The sequence below is a fragment of the Janthinobacterium salmonicoloratum genome (genome assembly GCF_051380845.1).
GTDB lineage: Bacteria > Pseudomonadota > Gammaproteobacteria > Burkholderiales > Burkholderiaceae_D > Janthinobacterium > Janthinobacterium lividum_F.
On record NZ_JBNYXV010000006.1, the window covers coordinates 99,313 to 111,682 of the forward strand.

Consider the following 12,370-nt stretch of genomic DNA (forward strand, 5'->3'; position numbering starts at 1 on the left):
CAAGACCAGCAGTGCTGCGCGGCGTCACGGATGACGCCGCGCAATCCTTCCAAACTTGCCTTATGCGCTGGCTAGTTTAGCAAACTGTTCGCGCAATTTTTCAATTGTGGCCGAAAAACTGAGCAAACGCTCGTTTTCTTGCGCAACGATGGCGGCCGGGGCGCGCGCGACAAAGCTTTCATTGCCTAATTTGCTATTTACTTTGGCAATTTCTGCTTCGATGCGGGCGATTTCCTTGCCCAGGCGTTCGCGTTCGGCAGCCACGTCGATTTCCACTTTCAGCATCAGCTTGGTGGTGCCGACGATGGCGACGGCCGCAGGCGAGTCTGGCAAGGCATCGACGATCTGCACTTCGGCCAGCTTGCCCAGCGACTGGATGTAGGGTGCGTACGACGCCAGCGCGGCCTTTTCCGTCGCATTGCCTGCTTCGACGATCAGCGGCACGCGCACCGATGGGGAAATTTGCATTTCGCCGCGCAGGTTGCGCGTCGCATCCGTCAAGGCTTTCAGCTGCTGCATCCACGCTTCGGCCGATTCGTCGATCTTGTCGGTGTTGGCGATCGGGTAGGGCTGCATCATGATGGAATCACCTTCAGCCTTGAGCGTCTTGCCGGCCAATGGCGCTACTGTTTGCCACAGCGCTTCCGTGACAAACGGAATGATCGGATGGGCCAGGCGCAGCACCACTTCCAGCACGCGCAGCAGGGTGTGGCGGGTGGCGCGCTGCTGGCCTTCCGTGCCTTGCTGGACTTGCACCTTGGCTACTTCCAGGTACCAGTCGCAATACTCGTCCCAGACGAACTTGTAGATGGTGGCGGCGATGTTGTCGAAACGGAAGTCTTCAAAGCCTTTGGCGACGTCCAGTTCCGCCTTTTGCAGCAGCGAGATGATCCATTTGTCCGCTTGCGACAGGTCGGCGTCGTTCGGTGTGCAATCCTTGCCTTCCGTATTCATCATGACGAAACGGGTGGCGTTCCACATCTTGTTGCAGAAGTTGCGGTAGCCTTCGCAGCGGCCCAGGTCGAAATTGATGTTGCGGCCCAGCGAGGCATAGCTGGCCATGGTGAAGCGCACAGCATCCGTGCCGTAGGCGGAAATGCCTTCCGGGAATTCCTTGCGCGTCGCCTTGGTAATCTTTTCCGCGTCGCGCGGGTTCATCAGGCCAGTGGTGCGCTTGACGATCAAGCCTTCCAGGTCGATGCCGTCGATCAGGTCGATCGGGTCCAGCGTGTTGCCCTTCGACTTGGACATTTTCTGTCCCGTCGAATCGCGCACCAGGCCGTGCACGTAGACGGTTTCAAACGGCACCTTGCCCGTGAAGTGCGCTGTCATCATGACCATGCGCGCGACCCAGAAGAAGATGATGTCGAAACCCGTCACCAGCACGGACGACGGCAGGAAAGCCTTCATGTCCGGCGTTTCTTCCGGCCAACCCATGGTCGAGAACGGCACCAGGGCCGACGAGAACCACGTGTCGAGCACGTCGTCGTCGCGTTTCAAGGGGCCCGTGCTGCCTGCGGCCTGCGCCTTGGCGATGGCTTCCGCTTCGGTCTTGGCGACAAAGATATTGCCCTTGTCGTCGTACCACGCCGGGATTTGATGGCCCCACCACAGTTGGCGCGAAATGCACCAGTCCTGGATGTTGTTGAGCCACTGGTTGTAGGTGGTGCTCCAGTTTTCCGGCACGAACTTGATTTCGCCGTTGGCGACCTTGTCCAGCGCCGTTTCCGCGATCGATTTACCTGGGAAGAACGTGCCTTCCGGTGCCGGTTTGCTCATGGCGACAAACCACTGGTCCGTCAGCATCGGCTCGATGACGACGCCCGTGCGGTCGCCGCGCGGCACCATCAGCTTGTGCGGTTTGACCTGTTCCAGCAAGCCTTGCGCATCGAGGTCGGCGACGATCTGCTTGCGCGCGGCGAAGCGGTCCATGCCGCGGTAGGCTTCTGGCGCGTCGTCGGTGATCTTTGCATCCAAGGTCAAAATGACGATCTGCGCCAGTTTGTGGCGCTGGCCCACGGCGTAATCGTTCATGTCGTGCGCTGGGGTAATCTTCACGCAGCCCGTGCCGAATTCCTTGTCGACGTATTCGTCGGCAATGATGGGGATTTCACGGTCGGTCAGCGGCAGTTTCAGCATCTTGCCCACCAGCGCTGTGTAGCGCTCGTCCGTCGGATCGACGGCCACGGCCACGTCGCCCAGCATGGTTTCAGGACGGGTCGTTGCCACCGTCAGGAAACCGCTGCCATCGGCCAGCGGGTACTTGATGTACCACATGGAGCCGTCTTCTTCTTCGGACACCACTTCCAGGTCCGAGACAGCCGTGCCCAGCACGGGGTCCCAGTTGACGAGGCGCTTGCCGCGGTAGATCAGGCCTTGCTCGAACAGGCGCACGAAGACGTCGGTGACGACTTTCGAGCGCGGCTCATCCATCGTGAAATATTCGCGCTGCCAGTCGGCCGAAGCACCCAGGCGGCGCATCTGGCCGGTGATGATGGAACCGGATTTTTCTTTCCATTCCCACACTTTTTCCACGAATTTCTCGCGGCCCAGGTCATGGCGCGAAATCTTTTGCGCGTCCAGCTGGCGTTGCACGACGATTTGCGTGGCGATACCCGCGTGGTCGGTGCCGGGAATCCAGGCAGTGTTGTGGCCCAGCATGCGGTGGTAGCGGGTCAGGCCATCCATGATGGTCTGGTTGAACGCATGGCCCATGTGCAGGGTGCCGGTGACGTTCGGCGGCGGCAACTGGATGCTGAAGGAAGGTTTTCCCGCATCGAGGGTGGCGGTGAAGTAACCGCGCTGTTCCCACTCGGTGCGCCAGAATTGTTCAATGTCGGCGGGCTCGAAAGACTTGGCTAATTCCATGATTTGGCGTGTGATTGGCAAAAGGAACCATTATAAGGGGTGCATAAAGCATGCGCAGCAAATAGCGGGGATGTCAGGCCCGAAAAGCCGCGCACGATTGAGCAATATTGCCTCATTGTATTTTTTTCAAGCTATCATCTTTGCAACATTATTTTAATATTCAGGTAATCATGAAAAAAATGTGGCAGTTGGCTGTGCTCGGCGCTGGATTGCTTGCCGGTGGCGCATGCGCCGGCGTTCCGGAGGGGATGGCGGCTTTCCAGGATGGGCGCTGCAGCGAGGCCGTGAGGCAATTGCGCGGACCGGCGCAAGGTGGCGATGTCGAGGCGCAAAAAGTCCTCGCCGAAATCTACCAGGGCGAGAAAGGATGCCGGGACGTGGAGCGCAGTGAGGCCGAAGCGGAGCGTTGGTATCTGCTGGCGGCCAAGGGCGGCGATCGCGCCGCGCAGGAGGCGCTGGTTTTCATGTATGCATACGCGCCGGGCCGCATGCGCAATCCATCGCGCGCACGGCCCTGGTTGGGCGTCATGGCGGCGCAGGGTGACGGCAAGCCGCTGCAGGAGCTGGCACAAATGTATGAACGGGGCGAAGGCGGGCCGGTCGACCGGGTGTTGTCGTATGCGCTCAACCTGCTGGCGCTGCAAGACAAGCAGTGGAGCGGTGCGGCCGCGATGGAGAAGTCCCTGCCGGCACGCCGTGGCAGGATGTCGCCGGACCAGGTCGATGAGGCCGTGCGCCTGGCCGGCCGCTGGAAGCGCGGCGCGCCCCTGCCGGCGACGTCGCTGACGGGACAGCGTTCGCCGCAGGACTGGTACCGTCGCGCCGCCGAGGGTGGCGACATGGAAGCCGCCTACCAGCTGGGCTTGCTGTGCTGGAAAGGCACGGGCGGCCTGGATGAAAAGCAGGCTGCCCGCTGGCTGCGCAAGGCCGCCGAAAGCGGCAGTGCCAAGGCCCAGTTACAGCTGGCCGTGCTGTATGGCGAGGAGGCGGGTGTGCCGCAGGACTATGTGCTCGCTTCCATGCTGAGCCAGCTGGCGGCGGCGGGCGGCGCGGCGGAGGCCGGCGACGCCGTGGCCCGCTGGACAAAGAAACTGAATGCGGCGCAACACGCCGAGGCGGATCAGCTGGCGCGGGCATGGAAGGTGGGCATGCCATTGCCGCAGGTCTCGGTGCACGGCATGGAACGCTTGATCAATTATGTGCGCGAGGCACGCAACAAGCTGCCGCCGACGCCCGAGGTGACGGCGCTGTTCAAGGCTGCCAGAGAGGGCGATGAAGCGGCCTTCGGCAAGCTGCTTGCCGGCGTCGCCGAGCCGGGCAACTATGCGATCGACAGGCTTCCCTTGCTGAACTATTTGATCTTGCCCGCATCCAGCATGTTCAAAGCCGAAGCGGCATGGCTGAAGGCGCAAACGTGGCAGGACGACGATCAGGAGCGACTGGCGCAGGCGTCGCTGCAGGCGCGCCGCCAGGCGCTGCGTGAGCGGCACGCCGCGCTGTTGCCCGCCAAGCTGCGCATGATGACGCTGCTGTTGCAACGCGGCGTGCCGCTTGGCGAAGGCGATACGCTGTACCACGCCGCGCCCCTGCATCTGGCTGCCCTGTACGGCAATGCCGCGATGGTGCGCCTGTTGCTGGCCCATGGCGCCGATGTCCGGCAATACGGCGGCGAAAACCACACGATGGCGCCGCTGGAATACGCCTTGCAGCAGGAGGATGCGGACATCTTGCCGGAATTGATCGACGCGAATGAACGGACGGCCAGCATGATCGCCTTGCTCGACGCAGGCGCGGGCCGGCCGTATTTGCTGGTAGATCAGTACCTGGCAGAGAAAAAAGCCGAAAAAGGCGGGGCTGCGCAGCCAGCCGAACGGCCGCTGGCCGATTCGTTGGTATGGGGGCGCTTGCTGCGCCTGACGCGAGGCACCGAAGTGCTCGATAAAATGCTGGCCACCGGCACCACGCCGAATACTGATGAGCAGGACAAGTCGCTGTACGCCTATGCCGCCGAAGCGGGCAACGCCGGCGCGCTGGACTGGCTCAAGCAGCGCGTGCCCCGGCATGACGCGAAGGGAAGGGACCGCTGGCTCGATGCCGCGATGCGCGCCATGTACAACTACCAGCCGGCGTCCGAGGACGTGCTGCGCCAACTGGTGATGCCCGGCATGCCATGGCAGCAAGTCGGACCCGCCGCCGAAGAGTCTTACAAGGGACAGCAGGCGGCGCTCGATTCGCGGCGTCTGGAAAAGGAGACGCTGCTGTGGCATGCGGTGCGCAGCCAGCGGCACGACTGGGTCGCCCGCCTGGCCGCGATGGGCGCGCCCATCGTCAACGACGGTTATCTGCCGCCCTTGCTGGCGGCCGTCGAAAATAGCGACGCGGCGATGGTCAAGCTGTTGCTGGGCCTGGGAGCCAATCCGCAGGGCGGGGAATTCTCCGTGTTGAAGATGGCGCAGCAACGGGCGTCGACGCCGGAAAGTAAAGCCGTGCTGACCTTGCTGAAGGGGGCCGCCGCAGCGCGCTAGCCTCCGGCAGCCGCACCGCTGCACAAGGGCAAGGACAAGGCCGCCGGCCTGCCGCTGCAATAGCGTTTGCCTGGTAGGCATGCGCCATCTTGCGCGGCGACATCGCCGTGTTTTGGCGGCCTGGCGAGTCGTTTTCCTGCAACAGAATGGGGATAAAGGCGCTGCCGATGCTATAATGCGGGCCTCGGCGCCTCCTCCCCCATCTTTGCGGACGGCGCCAGCAGACGCAGTTTTATCCAACTCCCGTCCGCGTCTCAAGGCCAGCGCATCTGCGATGCCGGCCACCTTCAGCGCGTCCCCTTCGGGCCGGGCGCCTGAGCCACGCGCACCGCCAGCGGTGCACCATTCACGGCGGAATACCGCGTGCCATTGTCGTTGCCGGCCGCGCCGCCACAGCTTAGCCAGGAATGTTGTTATCTGGCCCGTCGTCTTTCGATACGGCATGTAACTACAGCGCGCCTTGACGCCTGTGGCCGCGCCATGGCCGCGCGCTTTCCCGGTTTTGCTTTTACAAGGAAACCAGCATGAAAAAAATCTCGATTACCATGGCACTCGCTACCCTGGGCGCCTTGCCTGCCGCCCACGCCCAGTCGTCCATCGACCCGTCTTCAGTCACCCCGTCGTCAATCACGATATATGGCTTGATGGATGCGGGCCTGGTGCAGGAAGGCGGCGTCAGCAAGCTCACCAGCGGCGTGTCGGCCGGCTCGCGTCTGGGCTTGCGCGGCACGGAATCGCTGGGCAATGGCTTGCATGCCCTGTTCACCCTGGAAGCGGGTGTCCTGAGCGACACTGGCCGCTCCGACCAGGCGGGGCAATTGTTCGGCCGCCAGGCTTTTGTCGGCATCGACAGCCCGCTGGGCATGCTGACCGTGGGGCGCCAGTACAACCTGCAAAGCCAGGCGCTGACCGATGTGGCCGATCCGTTCGAGGGCGGCCTGGCCGGCGCGGCGACCAACCTGGCCGGCTATTCGGCCACGCGCATTGACAATACCGTGCGCTACACCTCGCCCGAGCTGCGCGGCGTGACGGCGACGGTGATGTACGGTGCTGGCGAGCACACGGGAATTGCGGCAGATCAACGTTCGCTGGGCCTGGCCCTCGGTTATGTCAACGGTCCCCTGACCCTGCGCCTTGCGCGCCAGAGCCGTGCCGGCGAGCCGGGCAAGGCCGACGTCAACAACACGATTCTGGCCGGCAATTACAACTTCGGCGTGGCCACGGCGTTTGCCGGCTATGGCCGCAACACGGGCGACGGCAGCAGCATGTTCTTTGCGGAAAACCCGTATGGCGCGGCGCAGGCGCCGGCCCAGTCGAGCGACAGCCGCGACGCCATCGTCGGCGTCTCCGTGCCGCTGGGCGCGACGACCTTGCTGGCCTCGTTTGTCCACAAGGATGACCGCGACTCTGCCAACCGCGATGCGCAGCAGCTGGCCATCGGCGCCACGTATGCCTTGTCCAAGCGCAGCAAGGTGTATCTTGCCTACGCGCACATCCGCAACCGCAACGACGCCGCCTACATGGTGGGCAATGCCACGGAAGTGGGCAGCGGCAACCGCGCCTTCAACGTCGGCCTGCGCCACGCGTTTTAAGCGGACAGCATGCTGCCTTCGTGCAGCAGCGCTTCGAAGGCGGGCGCGGCCAGTGGGCGGCTGAACAGATAGCCCTGCATCTGGTCGCAGCCGTGCTGGCGCAGGAAGGCCAGCTGCTGCACCGTTTCCACGCCTTCCGCGATCACTTTCAGGCGCAAGCTGTGCGCCAGCGAAATGATGGCGCGCACGATGGCCGCATCATCGTCGCTGTGCGTGATGTCGCTGACGAAGGTTTTGTCGATTTTTAATACGTCGATGGGGAAGTGGCGCAGGTAGGCCAGGCTGGAATAGCCGGTGCCGAAGTCGTCGATGGACAGTTGCACGCCCAGCGTCTTCAGTTTGGCCATGATGGCCGTGGCTTGCTCCACGTTATGCATGACCATGCTTTCCGTCAATTCCAGTTCCAGGTGGGCGGCATCGAGGCCAGTCTCGGCCAGCGCCTGGGCTACCGCCTGCAGCAGATTTCTTTGCTTGAATTGCCGCGCCGATAAGTTGACGGCCAGGCGCAGCGGACCATGGCCGGCCAGTTGCCATGCGCGCGTCTGGGCGCATGCCGTGCGCAGGACCCAGTCGCCGATGGGCGTGATTAAGCCCATTTCCTCGGCCAGGCCGATGAAGCTGGCAGGTGGAATGCGTCCCAGTTGCGGATGTTGCCAGCGCAGCAACGCTTCCATGCCCACCACCGCGCCGCTGGCCAGATCCAGCTGGGGCTGGTATTCGAGGTGGAATTGCCCCCGCTCCAGGGCGTGGCGCAATTCGCTTTCCAGCCCCAGCTGCTCCAGGGTGCCCGCATTCATGCCCGATGCATAGAATTGCCAATGGCCCCGTCCCTGTTCCTTGGCGCGGTACATGGCGATGTCGGCGTGCTTGATCAAGGTGTCGGCATTCTGGCCATCGTCGGGATACACGGCCACGCCCATGCAGCAGCTGAGAAAAAATTCATATTCACCCAGTTGCAGCGGCTGCGCCACGGCGTCCTGGATGCGCTGCAGGATGGCGGCGCCCGGTTCGCCATTGCCATGCTGGGGCAGCAGCAGCACGAATTCGTCGCCGCCCACGCGCGCCACCGTGTCGACTTCGCGTGTGGCGTCGCGCAGGCGCTCGGCAACGTTTTTCAGCACCTGGTCGCCCGCATCGTGGCCCAGGGTATCGTTGACAAATTTAAAGCGGTCAAGGTCGATGAACACCACCCACAGGGGAAGGCCGTTGCGCCGCGTTACGGCCATCGCCTGCTCCAGCCGTTCGCGCAGCAGGGCCCGGTTGGCCAGGCCCGTGAGGATGTCGTGCCTGGCCTGGAATTCCATCTCTTGTTCGAAGCGCATGACGGTGCTGATGTCGTATTGCGCCACGACAAAGTGGCTGACGGGGCCATCACCATCGTCGCGTACGGGCGCGACGAACAGCTCGCTCCAATAGCAGCTGCCATCCTTGCGGAAATTGCGCACGATGGCCTTGCCTTCGCGCTGTTCGCGCAGGGCCGCCGTAATGGCGTGCATGTCTTGCCGTCCTTGCTCGGGACCCTGCAAGTCTTCCAGGCGCTGGCCGATGACTTCCTCGGCCGCATAGCCGGTGATGCGCTCGAAGGCGGGATTGACGTATTCGATCAGATAGCCCGGTGCGTCGGCGCTGCACAGGATGATGGCATTGGCCGACACTTCGATGATGCGTTCGCGCAGACGCAGCGACTTTTCATTGTGCATGCGCGCGGCGATGTCTTCGGACAGGCGCAGGTTGGCGAACTGCAGCGCCGCCGTGCGCTCGCCCGTGATGCGGGCAATCACGGAATTGCGCGACACGAGCTGAAAGACATACGCGGTGGCCAGCAGGCTCGACAGTAGTCCGCCCAGCAGCACATACAGGGAGCCGCGATGGTTTGCATCGAGGCTCATGCCGTTGGCGGGCAGCAGGGCGGCGCGCAGCGTGTGTCCGCTGGTGTGGTACTGCAGCAGCAGCCTGGTGCTTTCCGACTCGATCTGGCGCGCCGAGACATAGCATAGCGCCGTCAGGCACAGCCCGACCGCCAGGGTGATCAGGGCCGAGGTGGAAACGGAAATGGAAATGCGTTTGATGAATGATTGCATGATGGCGTCCGGTAGCAGCGCCGGTGCCGATCCATGATCAGGCAGCCCTGGCAGTGATTGACTGTAGGATGCGCTGCACATGGCCGTCCGTTCGCTGGCGTACAGACGACCATGCCCGCAAGAAATATAGTCGCGTCATTGTGCAAGCGCCGTGTTAGGCTGCTGCATATGGCGGCCCTCGTTCGGACGTCTCACTTCTACCCCCTAGCTGACGACTGGAAACCAGGAAACCTGCCCATGTCGAGTCCGCATGCCCAGCTGCACAACCCGAATCAAAACCATTTGCTCTCCGCCATGCTCGACGCCGATTTCGCGCGCCTGGCCCCCCACCTGGAGCAAGTGTCCATGCTGCTCGGTGACGTGATCTACGATTCTGGCGACAAGCTGCAGCATGTGTACTTCCCCACCACGGCCATCGTTTCTATTCACTACCTGCTGGAAAACGGCGGCTCGTCGGAAATCGCCGGCGTCGGCAATGAAGGCGTGGTGGGCGTGTCGCTGTTTATGGGCGGCAACTCGACACCGAGCCGCGCCGTGGTGCAGACGGGCGGCGTCGGCTATCGCCTGAAGGCGCACCTGCTGATGGAAGAGTTCGACCGCGCCGGTCCCGTCATGCGTTTGCTGCTGCGCTATACGCAAGCCTTGATCACGCAAATGTCGCAGACAGCCGTGTGCAACCGCCACCATACGGTGGAGCAGCAACTGTGCCGCTGGCTGCTGCTGACCATGGACCGCCTGCCGAACCGCGAGCTGACCATGACGCAGGAACTCATCGCCAACATGCTGGGCGTACGCCGCGAGGGCGTGACGGAAGCGGCCGGGCGCCTGCAGGCGCGTGGCTTCATCAGTTACCGGCGCGGACATATCTCCGTGCTCGACCGCGCCGGCCTCGAAGGCCATGTATGCGAATGCTATGGTGTGGTCAAAAAGGAATTCGCACGCCTGCTATCGGACGTGCGCCAGCGCCAGGCGCACTGAACACCGTACCGAGTACCGCATTTCCCCTCTTATCGTTGTCATTGCCCAGGCTTAACATGCAATCTGTCGAAAACACTCCCCCGCGCGCGCCATCGCGCTGGCCCATGGCGCTGGCATTTTCGTTCAGCGCCGTCGTGCTGCTGGCCGTCGGCGTGCTGGCTTGGCGCGCGCCGTTCGAAACGGCATGCGTCATTGACGCGCTGGTCTTCCTGCTGATGCTGCTGCTGGTGGCGCTGTACCGGCGCACGGTGGCGGCCAGCCTGCCGCGCCAGCTGCTCAAGGCGGGCGCCTTGCAGGATGCGATTTTCAATAGCGCCAATTTCTCCTGCATCGCCACCGATGCGCAAGGCGTGATCCAGATTTTCAATGTGGGCGCCGAACGCATGCTCGGCTATGAAGCCAGCGATGTCGTCGACAAGCTGACGCCGGCCGGCATTTCCGACGCGCAAGAAATCATCGCGCGCGCCGCCGCCCTCAGTGCGGAACTCGACACTGTCATCACACCGGGCGTGGAAGCGCTGGTGTTCAAGGCCACGCGCGGCATCGAAGACATTTATGAGCTGACCTACATCCGCAAGGATGGCAGCCGCTTCCCCGCCATCGTCTCCGTGACGGCCCTGCGCGACGCGCAGAGCAAGGTCATCGGTTATTTGCTGATCGGCACCGACAACACGGCGCGCAAGCAGGTCGAGGCGGAGCAGGCGTTGCTGGACCAGCGCCTGCGCGAGCAGCAGTTCTACACGCGCTCGCTGATCGAATCGAATATCGACGCCCTGATGACGACGGACCCGCGCGGCATCATCAGCGACGTCAACCAGCAGATGGAAGCGCTGACGGGCTGCACGCGCGACGAATTGATCGGTGCGCCGTGCAAGAATTATTTTACGGAACCGGAACGGGCCGAGGAAGCGATCGCGCGCGTGTTGCGCGAAGGCAAAGTAACCAATTACGAGCTGACGGCCTTGGCGCGCGACGGCAAGCAGACGGTGGTGTCGTACAACGCCTCGACCTTCCACGACCGCAACCGCAAGCTGCAGGGCGTGTTTGCCGCCGCCCGCGACGTGACGGAACGTAAGCAGTTTGAGCAAGCGTTGCAAGACACGAATATTGAAATGGAAAAGGCCCGCGAGGCAGCGGAAAAGGCGAATCTGGCGAAGTCCGAGTTTCTGTCGAGCATGAGCCATGAATTGCGCACGCCCTTGAACGCCGTGCTGGGTTTTGCCCAGCTGATGGCGTCCGAGACGCCGGCGCCGAGCTTGCCGCAGCAGCGCTCGATCGACCAGATACTCAAGGGCGGCTGGTATCTTTTGCGCTTGATCAATGAAATCCTCGACCTGGCCATGATCGAGTCGGGCAAGGTCACCATGTCGGAAGAGGCGATGTCCTTGCTCGATGTGTTGCAGGATTGCCAGGCGATGATCGCGCCGCAGGCGGAAAAGCGCGGCATCAGCATGCATTTTCCCCGCTGCGGCCAGGCTTTTTATGTGCATGCCGACCGCACGCGCGTGAAACAGGTGATGATCAACCTGCTGTCGAATGCCATCAAGTACAACCAGAGCGGTGGCAGCGTGAAAGTCGATTGCCGCCAGCGCGGCGACAAGGTGCGCACCAGCGTCACCGACAGCGGCGCCGGCCTGAATGCCGAACAGATGGCGCAGCTGTTCCAGCCATTCAACCGCCTGGGACAGGAAAGCAGCACGGAAGAGGGCACGGGCATCGGCCTGGTCGTCACCAAGCAGCTGGTCGAACTGATGGGTGGCCAGATTGGCGTGGATAGCACGGTAGGCCTGGGCACCACTTTCTGGGTCGAATTCAAGGCCTCGCGCGCACCCGAACTGCACCTGGAAGAGGGTGAAGCCTTGCCCGTGGTACAGGAAAAACAGGAAAGCCAGCGCACCTTGCTGTACGTGGAAGACAATCCTGCCAACCTGGCGCTGGTGGAGCAATTGATCGCCCGCCGCAGCGATTTGAAACTGCTCACGGCCATCGATGCGCACCTGGGTATCGACCTGGCGCGCACCTATCAGCCGGACGTGATTTTGATGGATATCAACCTGCCCGGCATCAGCGGTTATGGCGCCCTGCATATTTTGCACGACGACCCGCTCACCAGCCATATTCCCGTGATGGCCTTGTCGGCCAACGCCGTGCCGCGCGATATCGAGAAGGGCCTGGAAGCGGGCTTCTTCCGCTACCTGACCAAGCCGATCAAGGTCGTCGAATTCATGGATGCGCTCGATGTGGCCCTGCACCATGCAGCCGCGCACGGCCTGGCCGACGACATGCACACAGTACGCTAATTCAGCACTTCATTTTAGGAATACCG

6 protein-coding genes are annotated in these 12,370 nt (G+C 62.7%); 4 read left to right on the forward strand and 2 right to left on the reverse strand.

Going from position 1 to position 12,370, the window contains the following annotated elements; all coding sequences use genetic code 11:
• Positions 1-60: 60 nt before the first annotated feature.
• Positions 61-2,868 carry a valine--tRNA ligase gene (locus ACQ4WY_RS23625; RefSeq protein WP_436506163.1) on the reverse strand — a complete coding sequence of 936 codons (2,808 nt, stop codon included), beginning with the start codon at positions 2,866-2,868 and terminating at the stop codon, positions 61-63.
• A 284-nt stretch (positions 2,869-3,152) separates the two neighbouring features.
• On the opposite strand from ACQ4WY_RS23625, the gene ACQ4WY_RS23630 reads away from it, so the two are divergent.
• Complete coding sequence (locus ACQ4WY_RS23630) at positions 3,153-5,393, forward strand: ankyrin repeat domain-containing protein (protein ID WP_436506164.1); 2,241 nt, start codon at positions 3,153-3,155, stop codon at positions 5,391-5,393.
• 524 nt (positions 5,394-5,917) lie between these two features.
• On the forward strand, positions 5,918-6,985 hold the full coding sequence (locus ACQ4WY_RS23635; protein WP_436506165.1) for a porin: 1,068 nt from the start codon (positions 5,918-5,920) through the stop codon (positions 6,983-6,985).
• Here the strand turns inward: ACQ4WY_RS23635 and ACQ4WY_RS23640 are convergent.
• Entirely contained in the window at positions 6,982-9,066 is a 2,085-nt protein-coding gene (locus tag ACQ4WY_RS23640) for a putative bifunctional diguanylate cyclase/phosphodiesterase (protein ID WP_436506166.1), read from the reverse strand. The two genes, ACQ4WY_RS23635 and ACQ4WY_RS23640, sit on opposite strands and share 4 nt — an antisense overlap.
• Positions 9,067-9,303: 237 nt before the next feature.
• Here ACQ4WY_RS23640 and ACQ4WY_RS23645 point away from each other — a divergent pair, with 237 nt between their 5' ends.
• Complete coding sequence (locus ACQ4WY_RS23645) at positions 9,304-10,044, forward strand: Crp/Fnr family transcriptional regulator (RefSeq protein ID WP_353658903.1); 741 nt, start codon at positions 9,304-9,306, stop codon at positions 10,042-10,044.
• A gap of 56 nt (positions 10,045-10,100) precedes the next feature.
• A complete protein-coding gene (locus ACQ4WY_RS23650; protein ID WP_436506167.1) occupies positions 10,101-12,344 on the forward strand; it encodes a PAS domain S-box protein in 2,244 nt (747 codons plus the stop codon).
• The last annotated feature ends 26 nt before the right edge of the window (positions 12,345-12,370 follow it).

Excerpts from the sequence above, each read along its gene's own strand:
- ACQ4WY_RS23635 (WP_436506165.1), top strand. The coding sequence starts at position 5,918 with ATGAAAAAAATCTCGATTACCATGGCACTCGCTACCCTGGGCGCCTTG.
- ACQ4WY_RS23650 (WP_436506167.1), top strand. The coding sequence starts at position 10,101 with ATGCAATCTGTCGAAAACACTCCCCCGCGCGCGCCATCGCGCTGGCCC.
- ACQ4WY_RS23640 (WP_436506166.1), bottom strand. The coding sequence starts at position 9,066 with ATGCAATCATTCATCAAACGCATTTCCATTTCCGTTTCCACCTCGGCC.
- ACQ4WY_RS23645 (WP_353658903.1), top strand. The coding sequence starts at position 9,304 with ATGTCGAGTCCGCATGCCCAGCTGCACAACCCGAATCAAAACCATTTG.
- ACQ4WY_RS23625 (WP_436506163.1), bottom strand. The coding sequence starts at position 2,868 with ATGGAATTAGCCAAGTCTTTCGAGCCCGCCGACATTGAACAATTCTGG.